Origin of the sequence: Dethiosulfatarculus sandiegensis, from assembly GCF_000931935.2 — a bacterium.
Classification (GTDB): Bacteria; Desulfobacterota; Desulfarculia; order Desulfarculales; family Desulfarculaceae; genus Dethiosulfatarculus; species Dethiosulfatarculus sandiegensis.
The window spans coordinates 31208-58136 of the sequence record NZ_AZAC01000044.1; the positions used below are offsets into that span (position 1 = coordinate 31208).

21 protein-coding genes are annotated in these 26929 nt (G+C 53.5%); 16 read left to right on the forward strand and 5 right to left on the reverse strand.

Going from position 1 to position 26929, the window contains the following annotated elements; genetic code table 11:
• Positions 1-40: 40 nt before the first annotated feature.
• From X474_RS20045 to X474_RS20070, 6 genes are all read left to right on the forward strand, one after another.
• Entirely contained in the window at positions 41-1189 is a 1149-nt protein-coding gene (locus X474_RS20045; RefSeq protein ID WP_044351563.1) for an acyl-CoA dehydrogenase family protein, read from the forward strand.
• A gap of 231 nt (positions 1190-1420) precedes the next feature.
• Positions 1421-2386 carry a methylmalonyl Co-A mutase-associated GTPase MeaB gene (meaB, locus tag X474_RS20050; RefSeq protein ID WP_044351531.1) on the forward strand — a complete coding sequence of 322 codons (966 nt, stop codon included), beginning with the start codon at positions 1421-1423 and terminating at the stop codon, positions 2384-2386.
• Between the two features lie 303 nt (positions 2387-2689).
• The gene (locus X474_RS20055) at positions 2690-4360 is read left to right on the forward strand and encodes a sodium:solute symporter family protein (protein WP_052515444.1); all 1671 of its coding nucleotides are present in this window, start codon (positions 2690-2692) and stop codon (positions 4358-4360) included.
• A 227-nt stretch (positions 4361-4587) separates the two neighbouring features.
• Positions 4588-5133 (forward strand): helix-turn-helix domain-containing protein, encoded by a 546-nt coding sequence (locus X474_RS20060; RefSeq protein ID WP_044351532.1) that lies wholly within the window; start codon positions 4588-4590, stop codon positions 5131-5133.
• 70 nt (positions 5134-5203) lie between these two features.
• Positions 5204-6361: an acyl-CoA dehydrogenase gene (locus X474_RS20065; protein WP_044351533.1), complete on the forward strand. Its 1158-nt coding sequence runs from the start codon at positions 5204-5206 to the stop codon at positions 6359-6361.
• A gap of 767 nt (positions 6362-7128) precedes the next feature.
• Positions 7129-9138, forward strand: coding sequence for a methyl-accepting chemotaxis protein (locus X474_RS20070; RefSeq protein WP_044351534.1), 2010 nt, complete (start codon positions 7129-7131; stop codon positions 9136-9138).
• Positions 9139-9216: 78 nt separating this feature from the next.
• Here the strand turns inward: X474_RS20070 and dnaE are convergent, their stop codons facing one another.
• The 4 genes from dnaE to X474_RS20090 all read right to left on the reverse strand — a co-directional run bounded on the left by dnaE (position 9217) and on the right by X474_RS20090 (position 16871).
• Positions 9217-12687, reverse strand: a complete 3471-nt coding sequence (dnaE, locus tag X474_RS20075) for a DNA polymerase III subunit alpha (RefSeq protein WP_044351535.1) — start codon at positions 12685-12687, stop codon at positions 9217-9219.
• 222 nt (positions 12688-12909) lie between these two features.
• The gene (gene guaA, locus X474_RS20080; RefSeq protein WP_044351536.1) at positions 12910-14463 is read right to left on the reverse strand and encodes a glutamine-hydrolyzing GMP synthase; all 1554 of its coding nucleotides are present in this window, start codon (positions 14461-14463) and stop codon (positions 12910-12912) included.
• Positions 14464-14466: 3 nt separating this feature from the next.
• The gene (gene guaB / locus X474_RS20085; protein ID WP_044351537.1) at positions 14467-15930 is read right to left on the reverse strand and encodes an IMP dehydrogenase; all 1464 of its coding nucleotides are present in this window, start codon (positions 15928-15930) and stop codon (positions 14467-14469) included.
• A gap of 5 nt (positions 15931-15935) precedes the next feature.
• On the reverse strand, positions 15936-16871 hold the full coding sequence (locus X474_RS20090) for a Ppx/GppA phosphatase family protein (RefSeq protein ID WP_156360858.1): 936 nt from the start codon (positions 16869-16871) through the stop codon (positions 15936-15938).
• Between the two features lie 306 nt (positions 16872-17177).
• Here X474_RS20090 and X474_RS20095 point away from each other — a divergent pair, with 306 nt between their 5' ends.
• The 7 genes from X474_RS20095 (at position 17178) to X474_RS20125 (ending at position 22815) form a co-directional block, all read left to right on the forward strand.
• Positions 17178-19166, forward strand: a complete 1989-nt coding sequence (locus X474_RS20095; RefSeq protein WP_044351540.1) for a hypothetical protein — start codon at positions 17178-17180, stop codon at positions 19164-19166.
• Positions 19129-19434, forward strand: a complete 306-nt coding sequence (locus tag X474_RS20100) for a hypothetical protein (protein WP_044351543.1) — start codon at positions 19129-19131, stop codon at positions 19432-19434. Before X474_RS20095 ends, X474_RS20100 begins: the two co-directional genes overlap by 38 nt.
• A gap of 26 nt (positions 19435-19460) precedes the next feature.
• Positions 19461-19769, forward strand: coding sequence for a hypothetical protein (locus X474_RS20105; protein WP_044351546.1), 309 nt, complete (start codon positions 19461-19463; stop codon positions 19767-19769).
• 14 nt (positions 19770-19783) lie between these two features.
• Complete coding sequence (locus X474_RS20110) at positions 19784-19960, forward strand: hypothetical protein (protein WP_156360859.1); 177 nt, start codon at positions 19784-19786, stop codon at positions 19958-19960.
• 130 nt (positions 19961-20090) lie between these two features.
• Positions 20091-21227 carry a 4Fe-4S binding protein gene (locus tag X474_RS20115; RefSeq protein ID WP_044351550.1) on the forward strand — a complete coding sequence of 379 codons (1137 nt, stop codon included), beginning with the start codon at positions 20091-20093 and terminating at the stop codon, positions 21225-21227.
• A gap of 132 nt (positions 21228-21359) precedes the next feature.
• The gene (locus X474_RS20120) at positions 21360-22106 is read left to right on the forward strand and encodes a TRAP transporter TatT component family protein (protein ID WP_052515445.1); all 747 of its coding nucleotides are present in this window, start codon (positions 21360-21362) and stop codon (positions 22104-22106) included.
• A 40-nt stretch (positions 22107-22146) separates the two neighbouring features.
• Positions 22147-22815 carry a 2-phosphosulfolactate phosphatase gene (locus X474_RS20125; protein ID WP_052515446.1) on the forward strand — a complete coding sequence of 223 codons (669 nt, stop codon included), beginning with the start codon at positions 22147-22149 and terminating at the stop codon, positions 22813-22815.
• 86 nt (positions 22816-22901) lie between these two features.
• On the opposite strand, the gene X474_RS20130 is transcribed toward X474_RS20125, so the two are convergent.
• Positions 22902-24581: a Na/Pi cotransporter family protein gene (locus tag X474_RS20130; protein ID WP_044351552.1), complete on the reverse strand. Its 1680-nt coding sequence runs from the start codon at positions 24579-24581 to the stop codon at positions 22902-22904.
• Positions 24582-24840: 259 nt separating this feature from the next.
• On the opposite strand from X474_RS20130, the gene X474_RS20135 reads away from it, so the two are divergent.
• The 3 genes from X474_RS20135 to X474_RS20145 all read left to right on the forward strand — a co-directional run.
• Positions 24841-25197: a DVU0772 family protein gene (locus tag X474_RS20135; protein WP_044351554.1), complete on the forward strand. Its 357-nt coding sequence runs from the start codon at positions 24841-24843 to the stop codon at positions 25195-25197.
• 193 nt (positions 25198-25390) lie between these two features.
• Positions 25391-25903 (forward strand): cyclic nucleotide-binding domain-containing protein, encoded by a 513-nt coding sequence (locus X474_RS20140; RefSeq protein WP_044351556.1) that lies wholly within the window; start codon positions 25391-25393, stop codon positions 25901-25903.
• 522 nt (positions 25904-26425) lie between these two features.
• Positions 26426-26929: flagellin N-terminal helical domain-containing protein (locus tag X474_RS20145; protein ID WP_044351557.1), on the forward strand; the 504-nt coding region annotated here is incomplete at its 3' end.

The window sequence follows — 26929 nt, forward strand, 5'->3', positions numbered from 1 at the left end:
CACTCCAGTGTGTTGGCCAAACATTTTAAGTGAGGTGGATATGAATTTTGCGCTCACTGAAGAACAGCAGATGGTCAAGGATACAGCCGCCCGTTTTGCTGATGAGGTTTTGAAACCAAAGGCGGCTGAATTTGACGCCAGCCATGAACACCCGGCCGAGGCTTGCCAGGCCCTGGGTGAACTGGGGTTTATGGGGATTGCCGTCTCGGATGAATTCGGCGGGGCGGGCATGGATTATGTGAGCTATGTCCTGGCCCTTAGTGAAGTGAGCAGGGGTGACGCCTCGGTTGGGGTGATCATGAGCGTCTGCAACTCGCTTTACTGCTTTCCTGTGGCAACCTTTGGCACCGAGGAGCAGAAAAAGGCCTTTCTCACACCTGTGGCCAGCGGCCGGAAAATAGGCTGTTACGGCCTTACCGAGGCAGGCGCGGGGTCAGACCCGGCGGGCATGCGCACCACTGCCAAATTGGACGGCAACGAATGGGTGATTAACGGGGAAAAGAAGTTTATCACCAATGGCAACGTCTCCACCTATGCGGTGATTGCCGCGGTAACGGACAAGGAGGCCGGTTCCAAGGGAATCAGCAGCTTTATTGTGGACCTGGAGAACACCAAGGGCTTTTCCGTGGGCCGCTTGGAAGAAAAAATGGGGATCAACGCCTCAGGCACCGCGGAGCTGGTGTTTGAAGACGCGCGCATTCCCAAGGACAACCTTTTGGGTGAGCCCGGAGCCGGACTGCGCCAGATGCTGACCACCCTGGACAGCGGGCGCATCGGCATCGGCTCCCAGGCCCTGGGCATTGGCCGGGCGGTATTGGAAGACGCCCTGGACTATATCCCCACCAGGGAGCAGTTTGGCCGGTCCATCGGTAAATTTCAGGCTATTCAGTGGAAGGTGGCCGATATTGCCACTGCCCTGGATGCGGCTGAGCTTCTTTTGCTCAAGGCCGCCTGGATGGAAGACCAGCACGCGCACTTTGAAAAAGAGGCGGCCATGGCCAAAATGTACGCCTCTGACACGGCCATGCAGGCCGCTGTGGAAGGCGTTCAGATTTTGGGCGGGTATGGCTATACCAAAGAATATCCCATGGAACGTCATATGCGCGATGCCAAGATCACCCAGATCTATGAAGGCACCAATGAAATCATGCGCCTGGTCATAGCCAGAAACCTTTTGAAAATGAGATAGGTTAAGCCGTATTAAAGGGCCGGTTAAGCTATTTTGGGGTTTGACCGGCCTTTTTTATACAAACGCAGGAAGGCAAAGGACAGCCGGACAATTCAAAAAAATCCCGCCTTCAGACGATCAAGCCCGATTGACTTTTTACGGTCGGCCTGTCAGAACAAATCCATAAGGCTGATCTCGGCCTTTTAAAAAATATTACGGAAACTGATCCTTTAAAAAGGCGGTTCGCTTTTTATGGATATTTTAAAGACAGCGGAATTAATAGAAAAAGGAGACCTGCGTCATTCTGCCAGGGTAATGCGCAGCTTAGATGACGGCGATCCCGAGGCCTTGGAAGTGCTGAAGGTCCTATACCCCAATACAGGCCGCGCCTGGGTTTTGGGCATTACCGGATCACCGGGAGTCGGCAAATCCACCCTTACCGATGTTTTGGTGACCCGTTTTCGTGAACAGGGCAAGACCGTGGGAGTGGTGGCGGTGGACCCCACCAGCCCTTTTACCGGCGGGGCCATTTTGGGGGATCGCATTCGCATGCAGCGCCATGCCACTGATGACGGGGTGTTTATCCGTTCTTTAGCCACCAGGGGGCATTTTGGCGGCCTCACCGCCTCCACCAGGGGGGTGGTGACAGTCATGGACGCCATGGGCAAGGATGTGATCCTGGTGGAGACTGTGGGCGTGGGACAGGATGAGGTGGATGTGGCCAAGATGGCGGACACCACCCTGATTGTCACCGTGCCGGGCATGGGTGACGATATACAGGCCATAAAGGCCGGCATCCTGGAAGTAGGCGATATCTTTGTGGTGAATAAGATGGACCGTCCCGGAGGCGAGGCCACTTTGAGCCAGCTTGAGAATATGCTGATGATGGAGCGCGAAGGCACCCGCTGCCCCGGCTGGAACCCGCCGGTGGTGCCGGTTTCAGCCGCAAATAACCAGGGCCTGGATGATTTATTGGAGGCCATTAAAGGTCATTATGATCTTTTACATGAGAACAAAGCCCAGCTCATGAACCAGCGCCGCAGGGAAAGGGCCAAGATGGAGCTGATGGACCTGATCCAGACCAGGGCCAAACAGGTCATCTTGAAGCGGCTGGAGGCCGGGCACCGGCTGGAAGACCTGGCCTTGAGTATTGCCAAGGGCGAAAAAGATCCCTATTCAGTCTGCCAGGAGGTGATAGAAGCGGCTTTTTCCGATTAATCCCTGCTATCTATAGTTCATTTTAAGACCCGGCCTTGTCAAAAAAAGGCCGGGCTGCTATATTCTGGCCACGCCAAGTTATGTCAGGTCTCAGTTGAAGGCCATCCCGGCTTGGCGGGACACCTGTTGTCCTGTCATGGGGAGGCCTGACATGTTCCACAGAACAGATTTTTATTTCCAAGTTTCCCCCAAAAATCAGAACAAAGGGTGAGCTGCGCGCCTGACCGATGCGTTTTTGCGTCGCCGGATTGTGCGCAAAGTTTCCGCCCAATGATTTTTATACGGATTATGAGGAGTAGTTGTATGTTCACCAAGATAGTGGTCTTGGCTGCTTATTTCGCCATGGTGATTTTGTTGGGTTTTTTGGCCAGGGGCAGACTAAGCGAAAAGCCCAGCCAGTATTTTCTGGCCGGCAGGGGGCTTAAGGGGTTTGTGCTGGTCGGCACCATAGCTGCCACCAACTTCAGCGCTTTTACGGTTTTCGGGGCCAGTGGAGCGGGCTATCGGGATGGCCTTGCCTTTTTCCCGATCATGGGTTTCGGAACCGGGTTCATGGCGGTTACTTTTTGGCTGCTGGGCCGCCGCATCTGGGAAATGGGGCGCAAGCACGAGCTGGTCACCCCGGCTGAGCTGATCCAGGTGATCTACGGCAATAAGTGGCTCAGCGCGCTTTTCGCACTGGTCATGGTTTTCTTTACAGTGCCTTATCTGGCGTTACAGCCCTTGGCCGGCAGCAAGGTTCTAGGTGGTCTTTTTGGCATGCCCACCTGGGCCGGAGCCGGGCTGGTAACCCTGATAATCATGGGCTACACCCTGCGCGGCGGGCTCAAGGCAGTGGCCTGGACCGATGTGCTGCAAGGGTTTTTGATGCTGTTTTTATTGATCGCGGCCATTTTCATGGTGACCGGTCATCATGGCGGCTGGACCGCGGCCTTTAAAAAAGCCCTGGCCACGGATTCTTCCCTTTTCAGCCGTCCGGGACCCAGGGGAATGTACACCCCCTTTATGTTCTTCAGCTTTATTTTCTTGTGGTTTTTCTGCGATCCCATGTTTCCCCAGCTTTTTCAGCGTTTTTATTCGGCCAAAACCAAGAAGGATCTGGCCAAGAGCGCTGTTTGGTATCCCATTATCTGCACCTCTGTGTTTTGCCTTCCCATTGGCCTGGGTCTCCTGGGCAGGCTCAGTTTCCCGGAGCTGGCAGGCAGCACTTCAGACAACATCATGCCGCTTTTAATGACCGAAGTGGCGGGCGAGTTTATGGGCACCCTGGTCCTGGCCGCCGGTTTGGCCGCCCTGATGTCAACCATGGACTCCCAGCTTCTCACCTTGGGGTCTATCTTCAGTCGTGATCTTTGGCCGCTTATCACCGGCAAACAGGTGACAACCGGCGGTCAGAGCCGCATATTCGTCTTTGCCCTGGCCTTGGCCGGCCTGGCGGTGGCCTTAAATGCGGATACCACCATCCTGCAGCTCGGCATCACCGCTTTCACCGGGCTGGCGGTTTTGTTCCCGTGCGTGTTTTTCGGGCTTATCCTGAAAAATCCTCACCCAAAAGCAGCGCTTGTTTCCATTTTGGTGGGGGAGCTTTTTGTGGGGCTTTATCACTTTAAACTCCTGCCCAGCTTTGGCTTTTTACCGGCAGTGCCGGTGATAGTGGTGAGCCTGGCGAGTTATCTGGCCGTACAGATCGCCTCCGGGGGGCTAAAGACCCAAGGCGTAAAAAAGGCGGAGCTTATGTTCCTGGCCGGGTTTGGTGCCATATTCATTCTTTCACAGGATTTCTGGCAATGGGGCCAGGTGGGGAATCTCTATTTGGGCTGGCCCGGTTGGGCCTGGTATTTTGTGTTCTTGAGCTTGGCCCAGTTCGGCCTGACCTGGTGGTGGGTTAAAAACACCCTGGCTGAACCGCTTTTTGCCGAATCCACTGTGAACCAGGGGTTGACAGACGGAGCCTCCATGGGGCTTGGCAAATAGCCGTGGGTTTGTTTCTTTTCTGCGATCCGTTGGTTTGTTGACAATAAACAATGATTATTGCTAGATCAGGTGTAGCTCATTTTAGCCTGGCTCCAAGAGGTGCCAAAAGACCACGGCGGTTATTTAGAAGATAAAAAAGTTTTTTACCTTGGCTCTTTTGGAGAAAAGCCGATATTAACCGGGTTTCTGATAAAATTTAGATGTTAATCGATAACCAAGGAGAATCCATGCCTAGAAAAATCAAAAGGGTATCTTTGGGCACCCGCATAAGAAGGGTGCGTCAGAGTAAGGATATGAGTCTCAAAGCCATGGCCAATGAAACCGGTCTGTCTGTGGATTATCTCATGCAGGTTGAGAATGACGAGGTTATCCCTCCGGTGGCGGTTTTGCTCACCTTGGGCCGGGCCCTGGAACTGGAGAGCGGAGAACTCCTAAAGGATGAGGAAGAAGCCGCCCAAAAGCGGGAAGAAGCAGTGCGCAAACGCACGGATCATTATTCCTACAGGGTGCTCACCTCTGAGTCACGGCAGAAACACCTTAAAGGTTTTAGGGTGGGAATTGAGGCCAACAGTGACTTGGACGGCCCCGGATATCAGCACGAAGGCGAGGAGTTCATCTATGTGCTTTCCGGACAGGTGCAGGTCAAGGTGGGGGAGCATGTAAATGATCTGGCTCAGGGGGAATCCTTGCATTTCAATTCCAGTCTGGTGCATAAGCTCAGAAACACCGGTGATGAAGACTGCGAACTCCTGGTGGTCCTTTACACCCCTTAGTCCGGGAGGACGGTTATAGACCTTAACGGCAGGCTTTCCATAATACCTAAGCACCCCTAAGGAGAGGCACATGGCCTTTGTCTTGACCGAAGAACAGGAAATGATTCAAACCATGGCCCACGATTTCGCCCGCGAGGTGGTTATGCCCCAAGCGGCCGAGCGTGATCGGACCCATGTTTTTCCCAGGGATATTTTGAATCAAATGGGGGAGCTTGGCTTTATGGGGATGATGGCCCCCGAGGAGTACGGAGGAGTGGGGCTGGATACGGTTAGCTATGTTCTGGCCCTGACCGAGATCGCTTATGCCTGCGCCTCCACTGCGGTGGTGATGAGCGTGCATAATTCCATCTGCGTGGAGACCCTTTTACGTTTTGCCTCTCCCGAACAGAAGAAAACCTGGCTGCCCCGCATGTGCAGCGGCGAGTGCATAGGGGCCTTTGCCCTGACCGAGCCCCATGCCGGAAGTGATCCCGCCAGCCAGCGAACCACCGCACGCTTAGATGGTGATGAATATGTCATAAACGGGACCAAGCAGTTTATCACCACCGGAAAAAACGCTGGCCTGATCATAGTGACCGCGCTTACGAATAAGACAAAACGCCACAGGGGGATAAGCGCATTTCTGGTTCCCCAGGGCACACCCGGACTTATTGTGGGCAAGACAGAGGAAAAACTGGGATTAAAGGCAAGCGACACGGTGCAGCTTATCTTTGAGGATTGCCGTATCCCAAAGGAAAACCTTTTGGGCAAAAGGGTGGGCGAGGGGTTTAAGGTGGCCATGAGTGGGCTGGACTGTGGACGTATAGGTATTGCCGCCCAGTCCGTGGGCGTTGCCCAGGCCTGTATGGATGAGGCCATAGCCTATATGCACGGTCGTGAGCAGTTTGGCAGATCCATTAGCCAATTCCAAGGGCTGCGCTGGAAAATTGCCGATATGGCCACTGAGATCGAAGCTGCCAGGGTGCTTTGCTTGAATGCGGCTTCACTAAAGGACCAGGGCAGGCGCTATACCAAGGAAGCCTCCATGGCCAAGCTTTTCGCCAGTGAGATGGTGAACCGGGTGGCCGGTCAGGCCATTCAGATCCACGGGGGCTATGGCTATTGCAGTGAATACCCCATGGAGCGTCATTATCGGGACGCAAGGGTCTTCACTATCTACGAAGGGACCAGTGAAATCCAAAGGGTGGTGGTCTCAAATATTCTGCTGGGGCCTCCCGAAAAACGTTGAAGTCGGTTAACTCAGCTGTCTGACGCCGGGCCTTTTGGCCCCGGCGTTTTTTTTTGTGAGTTGAGAATCAGGGAAAGGTTAGCTGAACATCAGATGAGAAGTTTGGATTTTTTTGTAATATTTGTAATAATTATTTTTTGAAAAAGTGATTTAAGTAATAAATTTGGTAATCGATATTTTTGCATCGGCTTTAAATGTTTTTTATTATGCTTTGATTCTTGAGATGGATGATCTGTGCCCTATAGGTGCTCTGTGTTTATATCTCATAACAAGAAAACTGTGTGGGGATTTTTTGTTATTTGATTATTGTAATTTTTTTTATAACAATTAATTTTATTTAAATCGAACACTATTTGCCTAGGAAACTTTTTTAGTTTATCATTCGTAAAAATATTAACAGGTGTATGAGAATAATGCAGTTTTGATGCCGGGTTGGCAGTGATTGTCTGAAGTGTTGCGGATTTCATATTAAAGATCTTTTGGGGCTTTGGGTGGACACAAACCAATTGAATCAAGGCCATATTTAGAAATAGTATTGTTATAATAGTTGTAAATGTTGATACTATTGTCTGGTTTTTTCAGGGAAGGCTCTTTTCAAAATTTAATTTCCGAGATAACAGTTAATTAAGCCGTTTATGAATAGATATAGATAACTACCCGACAGAACAGTTTATCCTTTGAAAACCAGGGCCAATAGGCAGGTGAGTAAACTTGGGGGGAGGTGGAGTCTGTCTGTCTAAACCGACCAGTTTTCCCAAGGAGAAAAAGTGCTCAAAAAGCTAAGCCTCAAGGCAAAAATGTTGGTTCTTATAATCAGTCTGGCCTTTTTGGCCTTTGGTGGCACTATTGCCTATGTGGGGATCAATTCTTTTGGCATGGCCGAGGATGACGCTCAGGACATGGCTCGTCAGATGGCCTATAATTATTCCAGCCAATTGAAATCCAAAGTCGATGTGGCCTTTTATACGGCAAGGTCTCTGGCAGAAACATTTGCCGGTCTTAAAATGGCGGATGCGATTGATCGAAACGCCTTAAATGCCATTTTAAAAAACGTGCTTGAGGATAATCCCCAGTACAAGGGAGTCTGGACCTGCTGGGAGCCCAATGCCCTGGATGGCCGGGACGCAGAGTTCAGCGGCAAGCCCGGTCATGACGTCACCGGTCGTTTTATTCCTTACTGGTACAGGAACCAGGGTAAGCTGGCCAGTGAACCCCTGGTGAGCTATGACAAGCCAGGCGATGGTGATTATTATCTGCTCGCCGCCCGATCAGGAGAGGAAACGATAATTAATCCCTATCCCTATGAGGTCGCGGGTAAACAGATCCTTCTCACCAGCCTGGTTGTTCCCATTAAATATCAGGGCAGCGTGGTTGGAGCTGTTGGGGTTGACTTCGCCTTAAGCGACTTTGTACCCCTGGTGGCCAAGATGAAACCCTATGGCAAGGGGTACGTTTATCTGGCCTCCCATGACCTCAAGGTGGCGGCCCACCCGCAAGCCGAGTTCATGGGCAAGGATATCCTCCCCCTGCGCCCCCAGGAACACAGGGAAGCTCTTAAAAACGCCATTCTCCAGGGGCATGAGTACAGCTACATGACCACCAGCAAGGCCACTGGGCTGGTTAATTACGAGGTCTATGTTCCGGTTTACTTTGGCAAGGCCAAGGATCCCTGGTCTTTTGCCGTTTCCATACCCATGGATGTGGTTTTGGCCAGGGCCGAATCCATGCTTTGGTCCATTCTGGCCATTGGCGTAGGCGCTCTTCTGTTGATGGTCCTGGTGGTTTTCTTTATTGCCAGAGGTGTTGCCAATCCCCTTATCCGTATTGCCCAGGCCCTGGATTCGGGTACTGAGCAGGTGGCGGCCGCTTCCCATCAGGTTGCCGCTTCCAGCCAGTCTGTGGCCCAGGGCGCCAGTGAACAGGCTGCTTCCTTGGAAGAGAGCTCTTCTTCCATGGAGGAGATGGCCTCCATGGCCAAGCAGAACGCGGAGAACGCCCAGGGAGCCACCCAGTCCAGGCAAAAGGCGGCCCAGGCCCTGGATGAGGCTGCCGGCTTGATGGGCAAGACCAAAGACGCCATGGGTGAGATTAAATCCGCGGGTGAACAGATGGCCCAGATCATCAAAACCATTGATGAGATTGCCTTCCAGACCAACCTGCTGGCTTTGAACGCGGCTGTGGAGGCGGCCAGGGCCGGGGAAGCCGGGGCCGGTTTTGCCGTTGTGGCCGATGAGGTGAGAAACCTTGCCATGCGCGCAGCGGAAGCGGCTAAAAACACTCAGGGCCTTATTGAGAGATCAGTGGACCATATTGAGACAGGGGCCGATCTGGTGGGCAGCACGGAAAAGGCCTTCCAGGTGGCCATAGAGCAGACAGGCGACATGGGCTCCAGGATAGAGGAGATTGCAACCGCATCCACAGAGCAGGCCCAGGGGATTGACCAGTTGAACAAGGCCATGAGCGGCATGGATCAGGTCACCCAGCAGAATGCGGCCAATGCGGAGGAGTCTTCGGCTGCTTCGGAAGAACTTTCCGCCCAGGCCGCTACCATGCAGGGTTATGTGGTTGAGTTGAGACAGGTGGTCAATGGGGAAAATGCCGCAACCAAGCAGTTTCAGAGCAAAAATGCTGGATCAAGGGCAAAGAAAAAAACGGATTTAAGCCAGACAACCCAATCCGCCAGGCCTTCCCTGCCGGCTCCGGGGGCTAAGAAACCGGTTGCCAAGTTTGACCCTGAAAAAGAGCTCCCCCTGGACGACGACTTCAAGGATTTTTAAAGACGTAATACTCCGCAAGCGGCCAGGCGGGCCGCTTGCGGAGAGCTTGGTTCCCCGGAGTTTTTCTCCGGGGATTTTTTAGGCTGATTCAGGATAGCTGATTACCGGCTCAGTTACCTTGCCGCCGAACATACCGTTTATCTCTTCCATAAGAGATGCCTCGGGCTTTATGCGGTAGCGGTTGGGCAAAGCCAGAACCGCCTCACCCTTGCCCGGTACGTTAAGGTAAAGGGACACCCGGCAGTCGCCGGGGTTTTTCTCCAGAGTCTGGCGCAGGGTAACCAACTGCTCCCTGGTGAGGTCTTCCGCATTCACATAGAGCTTGATCCTGGTGGTGACTCCCTGGGCGGCCTGTTCCAGGGGGATGATCTTGGTGGCTTTTATCTTGACGCCCCTTTCATCCTTATCCAAGGTGCCTTTGACAAACAGGGGCTCTTCAGTTGCCAGGCATTCGCTGCACTCGGCAAAGCAATTTGGAAAAACAATCAGTTCCAGTGATCCCTTCAGGTCTTCCAGGCGCACAAAAGCCATGCGGTCGCCTTTTTTGGTGACCTTTTCCTTGATCTCAGTGGGCAGCCCGGCCAGTTTGACCTCACATCCGTCCGAGGCTTCGGCCAGTTTCTGGGTGTCCTGGGTGGTGAGACGCCTTATATCCTGTTTAAACCTGTTTAAAGGGTGACCGGAAATGTAAAGGCCCAGGGCCTCCTTTTCATAGGCCAGTTGATCGGGCTCGCTCCAAGGCGGCAACTGGGGCAGTTCGTGTTTTTGCTTTTCCGGCTTGGCCTCTTTAAAGGCCGCGAACATGTTGGTCTGTCCGCCCAGCCGGTCGCGCCCCATTTTTTGCCCATAGTCCAAGGCCTCTTCCAACACCCCCATGAGTTGGGAGCGATAGGCTCCGGTCGAGTCATAGGACCCGCATTTAATCAGGCTCTCAAGGACCTTTTTGTTCACCTTGCGTAGATCGACCCTTTCGCAGAAATCAAAAATATCCTTATAATCACCGCCCTCGGACCTGGCTGCCAGGATGGAGTCAACTGCGCCTGCACCCACATTTTTGATGGCCGACATGCCAAAACGAATGGCATCGCCCTCAACAGTGAAGATGCGTTCAGACTTGTTTATGTCCGGCGGCAGAACCACTATTCCGTTATCTCGGCATTCGCCGATATGGCGCATTACTGCTTCTGTGTTGTTCACTTCGCTGGTGAGCAGGGAAGCCATGAATTCGTGGGGATAATGCGCTTTTAAGTAAGCGGTTTGATACGCGATAAGTCCGTAGGCCGCCGAGTGTGACTTGTTGAAGCCATAGCCTGCGAATTTGGCCATCAGATCAAAGATCTCAGCCGCCTTGCCGGGGTCTATGTTGTTTTCCTTGGCGCCTTTCATAAAGCGTTCCCGCTGTTCCTCCATGACTGCGGGAACCTTTTTACCCATGGCGCGTCTGAGGATGTCGCCCTCTCCCAGGGAGTACCCGGCCAGTACGCGGGCGATCTCCTGCACCTGCTCCTGATAAACAATGACCCCGTAGGTCTCCTTTAAGGCGTCTTCCAGTTGGGGCAACAGGTAGGAGACCTTTTTTTGGCCGTGCTTTCTGGCTACAAAATCGTCGACCATGCCGCTTTCCAGTGGGCCGGGCCGGTAAAGGGCGACCAGGGCGATGATATCCTCAAAGGTGCTGGGCTTCATCTTGACCAGGAGTTCCTTCATGCCGGTGGATTCAAGCTGAAAAACACCGGTCGTCTCTCCTGAGCAGAGAAGATCGTAGCTGGCTTGGTCGTCCCTGGGTACGGTGTCGATGTTAAAGTCCGGGTTTTTACCCCGCTTTATCATCCGCACGGCCAGGTCGATGACCGTGAGGGTGCGCAACCCCAAAAAGTCGAACTTGATAAGCCCGGCTTTTTCCACGCATTTCATATCGTACTGGGTTACAATTTCTTCCTTGGACCCTTTGTAAAGGGGGACCACCTGGTTTAGGGGCACGTCGCCGATGACCACCCCGGCCGCATGGGTGGAGGCGTGGCGGGGAAGCCCTTCCAGGGCCATGCCTATTTCCAGGAGTTTTTTGACCTTGTGGTCTTTTTCATAGCGGTCTTTGAGGCGGGTCTCCACCTCAAGCGCCTTGGTCAGGTTGATGCCGGGCAGGGAGGGAACCAGCTTGGCTATCTGGTCCACCTCGTTGTAGGGGAGTTCCATGACCCTGCCCACGTCGCGCAGAACCGCCCTGGCCTGCATGGAGCCAAAGGTGATGATCTGGGCCACACTGTCGCCGCCGTATTTTCCGGTGACGTATTCAATAACCTCGCCCCGGCGGTCCATGCAGAAGTCCACATCGATATCAGGCATGGACTTGCGCTCGATATTCAAAAAACGCTCAAATATGAGCTTGTAGCGGATGGGGTCCAGATCGGTTATGCGCATGGCATAGGCCACCAGGGAGCCGGCCGCCGAGCCGCGCCCCGGACCCACGGGAATGTTGTTGTCCTTGGACCAGTTGATAAAGTCCGCGACCACCAGGAAATAACCCGGGAAGCCCATTTTTTCGATAACGTCCAGCTCATAGGCCAGGCGTTTTTCATAGACCTCGCGGTCATATTTTCTGCCCACGAGTTCCATGGTCTTGTAGCGTTCATCCAGGCCTTTTCGGGCCTTTTCCCGCACCACTTCCTCGGCGGTCCTGCCTTCCAGGGGATATTGGGGGAAGCGCAGTTTGTTCAAGGGCAACTCAAATTCGCAGCGTCTGGCCAGATCCACGGTGTTTCCCATGGCCCCGTCCACATGACCAAAGAGAAGCTCCATCTCCTCAGGGGATTTGAAATAGAGCTGGTCTGACAGGCGCATGCGGTTTTTGTCGCTCAGGAATTTGCCTGTCTGAATGCAGAGCAGGGCGTCATGGGCTTCGTGGTCCTCCTTGTGCAGGTAATGGCAGTCATTGGTGGCCACCATGCCCAGGCCCAGCTCATCGGCTATCTGGATAAGGCCCTGGTTCACCTTTTTCTGCTCCGGGATGCCCGCATCCTGGAGTTCTATGAAGAAATTGCCCTCGCCCATGATCTGGGCCATCTGGATGGCTTCGTTTTTGGCTCCTTCAAAATCATCGAACATAAGGCGCCTGGGAACCCTGCCCTGGAGGCAGGCGCTCAAGGCAATCAGTCCCTTGTGATGGTCTTTTAAGATTTCAAGGTCGATCCTGGGCTTGTAGTAAAAACCCTCTGTAAAACCGGAGCTGACCAGGCGCACCAGGTTGAAATAGCCTTCCACATTTTCAGCCAAAAGCACCAGGTGATTGGCTATGTCCTGACCATGGGTCTGGGTGTGGTCCCGCCGGTCTCCGGGGGCCACATACACCTCGCAACCGATGATCGGGGTTATGCCTGCGTCCCTGGCCTTTAAATAGAAGTTGATCGCCCCGAACATATTGCCGTGGTCAGTCATGGCAACCGAGTTCATGCCCAGTTCCTTGACTCTTTGCATAAGGTCCGGCAGACGGATGGCTCCGTCTAAGAGGCTGTAGGCTGTGTGTAAGTGCAGGTGAACAAAAGGAGGAGCCATGGTCCAAATACCCCGTTTGCGGAAGGTGTGGCTAAGTGTATAAAATGATAAATTTTTTTATATATAGCCGGAGATGACGGCCCCGGCGAATCTTTTGTCTTTGCCTATTCTCCTCTTATCTCGGGAAATTGGCAAGGCCGGGGACCGGTTCGGAAAAGGGCTTTTTAAAGCCTTTTGGAGAAGCATCCTTCCCCAAAAGGCTTGTTTAAGGGCTAAAAAAAATTATTCCCATTCAATGGTGGCGGGCGGTTTGCTGCTTATATCCAATACCACCCGGTTCACGCCTTGAACTTCGTTTATGATGCGGCTTGAGATGCGGGCCAGAATTTCGTGCGGAACCCTGGTCCAGTCCGCGGTCATGGCGTCTAAGCTGTCCACAATGCGCAAGGCCACAACATCTTCATAGGTGCGCTCGTCACCCATGACGCCCACTGTCTTGACCGGCACCAACACGGCAAAGGATTGCCACACCTTGTGGTAGTAGCCGGAGTTGCGCATTTCTTCCTGAACGACCGCGTCGGCTTCCCTTAAACTGGCCAGTTTTTCAGGGGTGACCTCACCCATGATGCGGATGGCCAGGCCAGGGCCGGGGAAGGGCTGGCGGCTTACAATGGACTCGGGCATGCCGAGTTCGCGCCCCACTTCCCGCACTTCGTCCTTAAACAGCTCGCGCAGGGGCTCCACCAGCTCCATGCGCATCTTCTCGGGCAGACCGCCCACATTGTGGTGACTTTTAATGGTGGCGCTGGGGCCCTTGAAACTCACCGACTCGATAACGTCCGGATAAAGGGTGCCTTGGGCCAGATAGTCCACCTGTCCGATTTTGGCGGCTTCCTCTTCAAAGACCTCGATAAAGGTGTGGCCTATGATGCGGCGTTTTTCCTCTGGGTCGGTGACTCCGGCCAAACGGCCCAGGAAGGTTTTGGCCGCATCGACAACCACCAGGTTAAGGCCAAAGGTCTCCCTGAAAATTCCCGCCACTTCGCTGACTTCTCCGGCCCGCAAAACCCCGTTGTCCACAAATATGGAGGTGAGGTTTTTGCCGATGGCCTTATGCAGCATCAAGGCCACCACAGACGAGTCCACCCCTCCGCTCAAGGCGCAGATCACCTTTTTGCCGTCCAGGCGCTGTTTCAGCTCGTCTATGGTTGCCTGGGCGAAGTTGTGCATGGTCCAGATGGGGCGGCAGCCGCATTCTCCCAACACAAAGGAGGCCAGCATCACCGCGCCCTGGGGCGTGTGCACCACCTCGGGATGGAACTGCACCCCGTACATGTGACGTTCATGGTTGGCCATGGCCGCCACCGGGGAGTTTTCAGTCACGGCCAGAGGCTCGAATCCCCCGGGCATTTCCTCGATGCGGTCGCCGTGGCTCATCCAGACCTTGTGTGGCTCTTTGCCGTCCAGATCCCGGAAGGGACCGGCCAGGGCCTTTATATCCAGATTTGCCGGGCCGTATTCCTTTTTGGTGCCCCTGGCCACCTTGCCGCCCTGCAAGTGGGTGATGATCTGCATGCCGTAGCATATGCCGAGCACAGGCACCCCAAGCTCGAGGATGCCCTTGTCCATGGTCGGCGCATCTTCGGCATAAACGCTGGCCGGCCCTCCTGAAAGGATGATTCCCTTGGGCTCAAAGGCCTTGACCTCGCTTAAGGGCATGGTGCAGGGGTGGATCTCACAGTAGACCCTGGCCTCCCTCACCCGCCGGGCGATCAGCTGGGTGGTCTGCGAACCAAAATCCAGGATAAGTATTTTTTCGGAATGAATATCTTTCATGTTTTACTCTACCCGGTAGTTGGGAGCTTCCTTGGTGATAATCACGTCGTGGACGTGGCTTTCTCTTAGGCCTGCGGTGGTGATGCGGACAAATTCGCTCTTTTCGTTCAGCTCGGGCACAGTGGCCGCTCCCACATAACCCATGCCGGACTTAAGGCCGCCCACCAGCTGGTAGACACTGTCGGCCAGATGCCCGCGATAGGGGACCCTGCCCACAATTCCCTCGGGCACCATTTTATCAGAGGCCTGCTCAACCTTCTGGCTGTAGCGGTCTGCCGAGCCTGATTTCATGGCGTCTATGGAACCCATGCCCCGGTAGATCTTGTATTGGCGGCCCTGATAAAGGACCGTCTCTCCGGGGGATTCATCGGTTCCGGCAAATAAGGAGCCGATCATAACCACCTGGGCTCCTCCGGCCAGGGCCTTGGTCAGGTCGCCCGAGTATTTTATCCCACCATCGGCTATCATGGGAATACCCGCTTCGCTGGTGACCTCACTGATCTCCATTATGGCGCTCATCTGGGGTACGCCGACTCCTGCGACCACCCTGGTGGTGCAGATTGATCCAGGCCCCACGCCGACCTTGACCGCGTCGACTCCCGCTTTGATCAGTGCCTCGGCCCCTTTGGTGGTGGCTATGTTGCCTGCGATGAGCTGGCAATTGGGAAATGCCTCTTTCAGGGCCTTGACCGAGTCGAGCACTCCTTGGCTGTGCCCATGGGCCGAGTCCAGGCAAAGGGCGTCCACGCCCGCTTTGATCAGTGCCTCGGCCCTTTTAAGACCGCCGTCACCGACCCCGATGGCCGCGCCCACCCTGAGGCGGCCCATGGCATCTTTGGCCGAGTGGGGATACTTGCGGACCTTTTCGATATCCTTGATCGTCACCAGGCCCTTTAAATTGCCTTTTTCGTCGGTGACCAGAAGTTTTTCAATGCGATGCTCGTGTAAAAGGGCCTTGACCTCTTCGGTGCCCACCCCTTCTCTGGCGGTGACCAGCTTGTCTTTGGTCATCACGTTTTCCACGGGCTGATCAAAGTTGTTCTCAAACCTGAGGTCCCGGTTGGTGATGATGCCCACCAGTTTGGCGCCCACCACTACCGGCACTCCGCTTATGCGGTACTGGCTCATCAGGTCCAGGACGTCGGAGATGGTGGCATCCGGTCCAACCGTCACCGGATCCACAATCATACCGGACTCGGACTTTTTGACCTTGATCACTTCCAGAGCCTGGTTTTTGATGCTCATATTCTTGTGAATAAAGCCCATACCGCCCTGACGGGCCATGCTGATGGCGGTCCTGCCTTCGGTGACAGTGTCCATGGCCGCCGAGACCAAGGGGATATTGAGTCTTATTTTATTGGTTAGCCAAGTGGAAGTGTCCACCTCGCTGGGCAACACTTGGGAAAAACCCGGTTTCAATAGCAGATCCTCGAAAGTGAGGCCCATTTGGCATTCTTTGACCGCCATATTTTCTAATCTCCTTTAGAGGCAAAGCCAAGACCGTCCAGGAGAATGCCCTCCAAAAGACCGGCGTCCATGGCTGTTAATTCCGTAAGTCCGAGGCCTTTTAGCAAACCTCTTAAAATAGCCATTCCGGCTATAATTATATCTGCTCTTTCTCTCTCCATGCCTGGTAAAACTCTTCTTTTTTCCAGGGGAATATCGGCAAGCATCCCGGAAAGTCCGTCCAGGTCACGGAGGCTTATATTAAGGTTATTGACCTTTTCCGGCCGGTATTGTTTGAGCTTAAGCATGAGGCTGGCCGCATTGGCGGCGGTTCCCGCAGTGGCGATGAGTCTTTGAACGCCTTTTTGGCGAAGAGGGGCCAGGTGGGGGGCCAGGGCCTGTTCGGCCATTTCATCAAGCCTGGCCATTTCATCCGAGGTCGGGGGATCTTGGGAGTTCCAGGTCTCGGTCAGGGCTACGGCCCCTGTTTTGATGCTGCATGGCGGATGAGAGCCGTTATCCAGGTTGATGAGTTCGGTGGAGCCGCCTCCCACGTCTGCCAGCCAGGCCTGTTCGGCTTCCCCCTCAAGGCGGCTCATTACTCCCAGGCGGGAGAGCCGGGCCTCTTGTCCCCCGCTCAAAATGGTTGCCTTGTCCAGTTTAAGCTCGCGGGCAAGCTCCTCCACAAAGTCGGCCCCGTCCGTGGCGGCCCGGCAGGCCTGGGTTGCCCCCAGGCAGATGTAGCTAGCGCCCAGGCTGCGTGCCTGGGCGCTGAATTCTTGAGCCGCTTTAAACGCCATTTGTTTTGATTTTTTATCCAGAGGTCTCCCCTTGGCCAGGCCCCTGCCCAGGCGGGGAGTTGATATTCCCCTGCCCAGAGCGCGCCAGTTGCCTTTGTGCACCTCCGCCACCAAAAGGCGAAGCGTATTGGACCCCAGGTCCATGGCCGCCGCTTTTGTCACACTAGCCTCTAAGTAAAATGGTTTGGGCAGTTTAAGTTAGAAAGTAACCGAAGATAATAATGTGCCCGCATGTTCAGATAACAAGTTGATTTCATTTTTAGCAGAGGAATACAAATCTTACAAGGTGCAGAATTTAATTGACCCTTTGGTATGGCCAAGCCTTTAAACTGCGTCGTCCGGAAGGGAATCGGAAAAATCCTTGTATTAATTTTTCCTTGGGTGTGTATTAAAAATAAATTTTGATAACTCCTTTAAAGAATATAAAATTTTTGATCATGTGATTTAGAGGGGCCGCCCTGGGGCTGCTTGGGATTTTTTTCGCGGACCGGCTCCGGCCCGGGCATTGTGATAATATTCAAAGCCATGGAAAAGCAAAAGCTAAAAGGCGGTTTAAGGGCTTTTTTAAGGAAACGCACTGCCGGTAAGGTGGCGGAACTCATAGGCGGCAGGCAGGCCCTGGAAGAAATGATGGCCTCTGCCGGTTATGGAGCCAATGCGCCGGGCCTGGCCGCCAGGCTGGCCGTGGAGTTGGGCAGAGTTTTTCCACTTGCCCTGGATGCCTCCTCTTTGCGGGTTTTCGGCCGCTACTTTCCGGGCGCGACCGTCATGAAACGGGCCAGGCGTCAGGCGGGAAGGGGGCTTAGCGAGGAGCCTCCCACACCGCCGATTCCCGCCAGCTGCATCAAAATAGACCCCGAAGAACTCATGCTTTCCTGGCCCAGGTTGAGCGGACAGATTCCGGTTCGCCTGGCCAGGGCCCATGTGCTGGGCTCTGATCCCCAGCTTGCCTTGGCCGCGGTGAGAGAGATTAAACGTTTTTGCTCTCATCACCCGCCTTTGATGGGCCTGGGCTGGACCCATTCGGGCATGGTTGCCGGACGAGTGGCTAACTGGCTTTTGGCTCTGCGTTTTTTAAGCAACATGGGGATGTTGGATGCGGAAATGGCTCCCCATGCCTGCCTGCACCTGAAGGTGGCGGGCATGGTCTTCAGCCAGGAACTCGACGCCGAATCCCGACCGGGCCCGGACCTCATTTGCCAGGCAGGGGCCTTGATGCTTTTGGGCCGCACCCTGGCCTTTTTACCTGAGGCGGAAACTTGGGCCGAACAGGGAAAAGCGGCTCTTAACAAGGCCCTTAAAGCCTGGCACAGCCCCTTGGAATCTTGCCTGCCCACCCTGGAGTTGGCCGGGGCGGTGTCCTATGCGGGGTTATGCCTTTGGGTTCGCCAAAAGGCGGGAGAAAAGGCCTTGCAGTTGAGCCTGGACCTGGAGCCCCTGGCCCGGGCCTGCCGGGCTCTGGCTCCGCCCTGGGGCTGCGCCCAGGGATGGGGATGGTCACCTTTGGGGGTGCTGCCGGGCCTGGACCAGGGTGAAGTGGACCCCTACACCAAGGCGGCGAATCTGGCCGCGGTCCTTTTGGACAACCCCCTTCTCAGGGCGGGAAGGGACTTGGATGAAGACCTGTATTGGCTCATCGGCCCTTCGGCCAAGGAAAAATTAAGGAAGCTGGCAGGCGGAAAGACTCCGCCCGCTACTGAGATCAAGGCTCTGGGGATTGTTTTCCTTTGTCAAAAAAACCTGGGGCGCAAGGTTGGCCTGTTGTTGCGCACCACTTCAGGCCGTAAAGGAGATCAACCCGAGTTGCTCAGCCTGGCCGCTTCCCTTGACGGCAAGCCCTTTTTGGTCACCCCCGGCCCGGTGGGGGCGGGCCCCATGAGCGCTCACCTGGCTTCCAGGGAGGCCCAGAACGCCCTTTGCCTGGATAAAGACGGACCAGGTCCAGGGGTGGTGGAGCTGGAGGCCCTGGAAAAGGAAGGCAACCATGTCTTTACTTCGGTCTTGTATCAAAGCGCCAAAGGGGCCAAGGAAGCCTTAAGCCTAAGGCGCAGAATATTTTTAGATGGCGAGGCCGGGCTGTTCAATATAGTGGATCAGATCCAGGCAGAGGGGGAGCATCTTTGCCGGATCTACTTCCACCTTCCCAGGGGCACCCAGGTGGAACCGGTTTCCGACGGTTCTTTTTCCCTGAACGGCCCCTTTGGGCAGGCCTGGTTCAGACCTGAGCCAAATACATTTGTCTCGGTTGTCAAGGGCAGGCATCAGCCTCCCCTGGGCTGGCTGGCCGATGAAAACGGCCATGTAGCGGCCGCCCCGGTTTTGGCGGTGCAGGCAAAGGTGATGGGCGCAGCCAGGATAACAAGTGTTTTTGCCTTTGAGGATAAGGATTCTGCCTGGATCAAGAAAAAGGAAGCTCTAAATGGCTCAAAGACTGGGAATACTGGTGACCTCCGATGAACACATGTCCAGCCTTTTGGGTATAGCCCGGGCGGCAAACCGGGCGGGCAAGGAGGTCATGGTTTTTATCACCCACGAAGGGGTGCGTCTGACTCAACTGCCTGAGTTTGCCCAATTGGAAGGCCTGGCCGATATAAAGATCTGTGAAGTGAATTTTGCCTTTCATGGCCTTGAAAGACCGGCGCCTCTGCTTGAGGATGAGGATTACACCAACCAGGCCGCCAACGGCATGATGATAGAGGATGTGGACCGTTATCTGGTGCTTTAGCCCATTTTTTTCCAAGGAGGTGACAAATGGAGGTGGATAGGGCCTGCGTGCTGGTCAGAAGGCCCCGGGACGCCTGGGAGGCTTCCAGGAGTGCGCTGGGGCTTTTGCTTGAAGGCATAGAAACCCGGCTTTTTCTGCTTGATGCCAAGGTGAGCCTGCCCCAAGGGAAACGGGAATCTGATTTTCAAGACACCCTGGAAATGATCCTGGATATGGGGGGAGAGGTCTTTTCCAACCAGGATGAGGACAGAGAAAGGTGGCCCGATATGAGACGCGCAGACCTCTCTGAAACAGCCCAGGCCCTGCGGGAATGCGACCTGGTGATCCCCTTTTGAAAAAGGTGCCCGAAATGACCCAAAGCCTTTTACATGTACTGAAATCCCCGCCGGACCAGATTACCAGGGAGCTTATGAAAGAGCTCGGCAAGGACAGGCAGGTGGTTGAATTCAAACTTTATGGGGAAAACGATTACGAACGCCTGGTTGAGCTTGTTTTTGCGGCTGACCAGGTTATCTCCTGGCGCTGAACAGCGGCTCATTTTTTCTTTGCCAAAATTTCACCCACAGGCTAGCATGGAGCGTAACTTCCTCAGCCCATGCAAGCTATAGTCTTTTCGATGATTGGGTCGCCCTCGCGCGTGCACCCGGAGGATACATATGTCCCAAGATATTTACCAAAAACTTGCCAAACACTTAGATGATCTGCCCGGTGGATTTCCCCCCACCGAAGACGGAGTGGAGCTTAAGATATTAAGGCGGCTTTTTAGCGAGGATGAAGCCGCCCTGGCCCTTTGCCTCACCCTTATCCCTGAAAACACCGCAGTGGTGGCCAAAAGGGCTAAAATACCTGTTGAAGAGGCTGAAGAACGTTTGCGGGAATTGGCCCGAAAGGGGCTGGCCTTCAGCATAGAGCATAAGGGGAGAGCCCCCCTTTACATGGCGGCTCAGTATGTAATCGGCATCTGGGAGTACCATGTAAAAGACTTGGACCCGGAACTGGCCCGGGACATGCAGAAATATATCCCCACCTTGTTCAATATGAAGACCTGGGCCAAGGCCCCTCAGCTCAGGACCATACCTATTGGCCGCAGCCTTGAATCCGAGCAAAAGATCATGCCCTATGAAGAGGCCAGGGAGCTGATTGCCAAACGAAAAAAAATACTGGTCGCCCCTTGCATCTGCCGGGTTGAGAACAAGATCACCGGTGGAAAGTGCGACAAGCCGGAGGAGGTGTGTCTGGTTTTTGGCTGGGGCGCCGACTATTACCAAAGAAACGGATTGGGCAGGTTGATCAGCCGGGAAGAGGCCTATGAAATTCTTGATCTGGCCGATAAGCACGCCCTGGTGCTGCAACCCTCAAATGCCAAGAAAATTGTTAATATCTGTTGCTGTTGCGGATGCTGCTGTCAGATTCTCAAAAGCCTTAAAAGACATCCCAAACCCGCAGAATTGGTATCCAGCGCATTTATAGCTCAACTGGACCGGGAAGAGTGCCTGGGCTGCGGTCTATGTGTGGACCGTTGCCAAATGGATGCCCTTGCCATGGTTGACGACTTGGCGGTTTTGGATGCCGACCGCTGTATTGGTTGTGGGCTCTGCGTCACCACTTGTCCGGGAGAGGCCTTAAGCCTTAAGCGCAAGCCGGATGATGAGGTCAAGAATGTGCCGGCAAATATGATCACCAGCACCTTGGCCCTGGGCAAGGCCAGGGGAAAACTGGGGCCCGCCAAACTGGCCGGTATGCAGCTCAAGTCCAAGCTGGACCGGTTGTTGGCCTCAAAAAAGGGGGCTTAAGCGGCGATTAGGGCAAAATCCGCCAACAAGGCGTTAATCGTAATCTTAATAGTCTGCGAAAGGTTTCATAGCTTGATTCCATAGTCGTAAGTTCGAGGATGGTGTCCCCAACCCTTAGCAAGGAGGAGAACCGTGCTTGCCAAAAAGTCGCTCACTTTGGGTGTTTTTTTGTGCCTGACCCTGATTTTAAGCCAATTTGCATTTGCAGAAGACACGGCCGCTTTAATGGGAAAGGCTGATCAGCTTTACCTGCAAAGGGGGCAGGAGGGCAAGGCGGTCGAGGCCGCCCGGATTTATGAAACCATTTTAAAGGCTGAGCCGGGCAATACCGAAGCTGCCTGGAAAAAGGCCAGAGCCCTTTTCTGGGTGGGTGGGCATTCGCCTGAGGAAAAAAAACTCGAGATCTACAGCCAGGCTGTTGAATCAGCCAAGCAGGCCATAAAAAATGATCCTAAAAGCGCGCCCGCTCATTTTTGGTTGGGGGCCAGTTATGGGTTTTACGGAAATGCCAAGGGGGTAATGGAAAGCCTTTCCTTGATAGACCCTATTAAAGAGGAAATGGCGGCGGTCATGGAATTGGACCCCACCTATGCCCATGGCGGTCCTGACCGGGTTTTGGGCAGGCTTTACTTCAAAGTTCCCGGCCTGTTCGGGGGAGATAACGACTTGGCCATGGAGCATTTGGAAAAGGCGGTCAAGGCCGGGCCGAATTATTTTTTGAACCATATTTACCTGGCCGAGGTCTATCTGGATGAGGAGATGAATGACAAGGCCAAAGGACTTTTGCAAAAGGTTTTGGCCGGTCCCCCTTCCGAGGGTATGGAACCGGAGTATGTAGATTGGAAGGCCGCTGCCCAAAGAATGCTGGGTAAGCTGTAAATCCGGGTATGGGGGCCTTAACCGGAAAGAGCGAAAGATTTTGCGCATTGAAGTAGTAAAAGACTTGAACCGGGCCGAGGCCCTCACCGGGGTGGTGGTGGTGTTTGATGTTTTTCGGGCCTCAAACACCATCATAAGCCTTCTTTCGGAGGGGGCTTCTAAAGTGTTTTTGTTTTCCGGACTGGAAGAGGCCAGGGAATTCAAGGAACAGAATCCGGATTATCTGTTGTTGGGGGAAAGGGATGGACTCGCCCCGCCTGGTTTTGAGGGGGGGAACTCCCCTTGCTCGGCCAGGTCCCTGGATCTGGCCGGGCGCCGGGTTATTCTCACCACCTCCGCCGGGACCCAGTCCGTGCACAGGCTGGGCCGGGCAAGAGCTGTGTTTTTCGGCTCCTTTGCCAATGCCGCTTTTCTGGCCCGGCATATAAGATCCATGAATCCGGATGAGGTGCATCTCCTGCCCATGGGGCTCAATGCCCTCAGCCCGGCTGTTGAAGATGATGAGGCCGCCTGGTGGTTGGCCCGGCTTCTTAAAGGGGAACAACCTGATTTCACTGAGGTTAGGCCCAAGCTTATGAATTGTGACGGGGCGGATAGGCTGCGCTCCCTGAACCAGGTAGATGATCTTGAGTTCTGCACCAGTCCGGACACCCATGACCTGATTGCCGAAGTACATATGGCCGAGCCGCCCTGGGCAGGGGCGGTTTAAGCCTCCTCTGACCAAAAAAACCGGCGGCTGAAATTGCCGCCGGTTTTATAATTTATTTATTTTATAAGCTATTTAGAGGATTGAGCCTAGCGGACCCCGGCCACGGCCTGGGAAATGTTGAAGCAGTAGTCGCCTATCTTTTCAAAATTGTTGAGCATATTTACGAAGATCAGGCTGGGGTCCATCTGACAGACTCCGTCTCTTAAGCGGTTTAAGTGGTTGTTGCGCATCTCTTCGCGCATCTGGTCGATGTCGTCTTCCAGCAGCTTGGCCATCTCCATTATCTGGGGATCTTTTTCCGCCACCGCGGTTACAACCATGTCCATGAACATGCTCACCCGCTCTGTAATGGTTTTGTAGTCTTTTATGGCCTCATCTGAGAATTGCAATTCACTTTCCATTATTTCTTCGATGAACTCAGCCAGGTTTTCCACAGTATCGCCCACCCGCTCAAAATTGTTGGCCATACGCATCAAGCTGGCCAGCTCGCGGCTTTGGGCTTCTGTGATGTCACTTCTGCTGATCTGGACCAGGTATTCCACAATTTCCCGGTGCAACCTATCCAGTGAATCCTCAATGGTGAGCGATCGTTTGAGGGCGTCCCTTTTACGGGTGAAGAGCACTTTACAGACCTTTTGATTCATCTCCGCCGCAGCCCAGCCCATGCGCACGATTTCTTCCCTGGCCTTGGTCAGGGCCACCGCCGCATTGTCCAGATACATGCGGTCCAGATGCAGGGGCTTGGCCAGGTCCTCAAAATTACCATCGTCATCACCATGGGTCAGCTTGATCGCCGCCTTGACCAAAAGGGGAAGCAATATTAGGAAGACGGTTGCGTTTATTATGTTGAATAGGGTGTGGGCATTGGCTATATAGCGGGCAATATATGGTTTTTCTCCACCAATCAAGGTCTCTGGCGGCCCTACGCCCAAAAAGGTGGAGGTTGCCCATTCCACCAGCCCCACAAAGGGGTGGAAGAAAACCACAATATAAAGCACCCCCAGTACATTGAACATGGTATGGGCTCGGGCCGCCCGGTGAGCCGTCACCGAACTGCCTATAGCCGCCAACTCGGCGGTTATGGTGGTTCCTATGTTGTCTCCCAAGATCAGGGCAATACAGCCTGGAAGATTCAAAAGCCCTTCGCTGGCCAGGGCCATGGTTATGCCCACTGTGGCCGAGCTTGATTGCACCATTACCGTGAGAATGGTTCCGGTGAGTACGCAAAGCATGATGCCGAGCATGCTGTCAGCATCGAAACGGGTGAAAAAGGCGATGAACTCCGGGTGGGAGCGTAGGGGTTTAAATGCCCCTTTCATTACATCCATGCCATAAAAAAGAAGGCCAAAGCCAAGGATGACTTCGCCTATATATCGCCATTTGCGGCGGGGCGCGAAAAATTTAAGCCCCACCCCCAAGGCAATGGCTGGTAGGGCCAGGTCGGTAATTTTAAAGGCAATTAATTGAGCGGTGATGGTGGTGCCCACATTGGCGCCCAAAACCACTCCCACTGCCTGGGTAAGGGTGAGCAGCCCGGCGCTGACAAAACCCACTACTGTGACCGTAGTGGCGGAAGAGGACTGAATTACTGCGGTAACCACGGCACCGGTCAGTGCGCCGACCACCCGGTTGCTGGAAACCTTTTCCAGAAAATTTCTTAGGCGATCACCGGCAACCGACTGCAATCCTCCACTCATGAGCTTCATGCCGAGGATAAACATACCTAGGCCGCCGATAGCCTGGAAAAAAAGTAGTTTTAAATCCATTTCAGGGGATAACCTGCCAAGGTTGGGATGGAATTGTTAATTTATGAAAACAATTAGTGACTCCACCGCCATAAATAACGCCTGAAGGCCGTGCCGTCAACCTCTAAAGGGGGTTTATTTATTGATAACAGTTACTGGTAACTATCAATTTATTTTTTACCCTGTAATATTAATGTAACAGATTGGTTTTTGTGTCCCGAACCTAAAAATTCCTTTCACCAAAGAAAAGGCAGGTCACTGCCGGTTTCGGAGGCTGCATATGTTGGACCTTGAAGGTTTAAAAAATAATAAGGACTTGGTGGCCAGTATTGACTGGGACATGACCCCACGCAAAGCCTTTGAAGAGTATCAACTGAAATCAGTTGATAACTGGAAATATCACTCCGATTCTCCGGTCTGTTATTTTTATGTCTCCACCTGGAGAGGGGAGGCCAAGCTGCTGTTGATCCGGCGAAGCCTGAAGCAAAGTGAAGAACTGGCAGAGGTGTCGCCGCCCGAGGACCTTATGCGGGACTGTATAAGCAGCCAAGAGGGCGAGGATATGCCCAGGGGCCAACTACCCCTTACCCCGGCCCTTAAAAACTGGCTGTACCAGGAGCTTGGCAGCCGAGGGTAAAGCCGGGAGGACCGGCGTCTCCAATTCTCTCCCGTTTATCAGACAGAATGACGCACTATGGGTGAGATCCGAGTGGAAAAACCGGTCGGCTGGTTTGTTTTTTTACTTGGCTTGCTCATATGAAAAATATGGGTAAGTTTCTTCGTTGCATTGATATATTAAACTTTTTTAAAGGAAATGGGGTGTTTGGTTGATGTTTTTCGGGAAAGGGGCTGGAAGGCTCCGCATTACTGCGCTTGTTCTGGCAGGTCTGTGGCTTTTGGGGGCTGCCTCTCTTTGTCTCGCTGCCTCGAAAGAAGAGGTGCTGGCCCAATCTGATATCTTTTCCGGCCTTACTGACCGGCAATTGGATCTTCTGGCCAGTATAAGCAAAGAAGAACTGGTTCCGGCCGGAAATAAACTAACCACCTTTGGTGAGCCGGTTGAGGAATTGCTTGTCATTGCCTCGGGGACAGTAAAGGTGATATTGCCCAGCGGTAATGTTGTGGCCATGGTCGGGCCGGGCACCACCTTGGGGGAGATGGGGTTTGTGGATAAAAAAAACGCATCCGCCTCTCTGGTGACCCAGGCCGAGTGCAGGGTGCTGAAGCTAAAGGCCAGTGAACTGCGTTCAATCCTCAATGATAATCCTCTATTGGGTTATAAGGTGATGGAGAAGATCGCGGCCAAGATCAGCCGGAGCCTGCGGGCCAGGAACGGGGTTTAGGCAAAGTCTCCCCTTTTCTCTCCACCTTTGGCTCCATGAAGGCCGGATGCTTAAGTTGTAGGATTTTTTTCTAAAATCGTTTTAAGCTGAAAAAAGTTATTTTTTTGCTAAAGTGATTTTCAATTTTGGCCGATAAGGATACAAAGACCGGAAAAGTAACTTTAACAAATTTATTTTTGTTTCAGCTTTTAAATTTAAAAAATTATCAAATCGACGATCTTTTTAGATCGTCGATTTTTTTATGATTAAAATCAAGTAGAAAACTTATTAGTGAAAAACATTTAAATAACAATGGGTTACAGGTAGTAATTAGGGAAAAAATCAGAATTTTTTCTTAAAAAAATAAAAAAGTGCTTAACCTAAAAAATCATCCGCCGATAAGACCGGTGAAGGCAATGGACTTAGGGCACCGGGAAAATTCATGCCCGGACGCAAGGGGAAAGAGCACGCCATAAGGCTCCTGCCAAGTAAAAGTAAAGCGCCAAAAGGATCTTGGCGCGAAACGGACCAAGGAGGGTTCAAATGTCGTTGGTTGTCAATCACAACATGATGGCCATGAATGCGGCCAGGAATTTGTCGACGATTTACGGTCGACTGGCCAAGTCCACTCAGAGGTTGTCCTCTGGCCTTAGGGTCAATGACGCTTCTGACGACGCGGCCGGTCTTGCCATCCGCGAGCTGATGCGGGCCGACATCCAGGTAATCAACCAGGGTATCAGGAACGCCAGCGACGCCATCAGCATGATTCAGACTGCTGAAGGCGCCATGAACGTCATTGATGAAAAGTTGGTGAGGATGAAGGAATTGGCCGAACAGGCGGCCACCGGCACCTACACCACTGCCCAGCGCGAGATCATGGACTCTGAATATCAGGCCATGGCCGCTGAGATCGACCGTATTGCCAATGCCACGGACTTCAACGGCGTCAAGCTTCTTGACGGCACCTTGAATAACTTCCATGAAGGCTCGGGCATGAAGGTGCACTTTGGCACCGGCAACTCCAGTGCGGAAGACTATTACTTCATC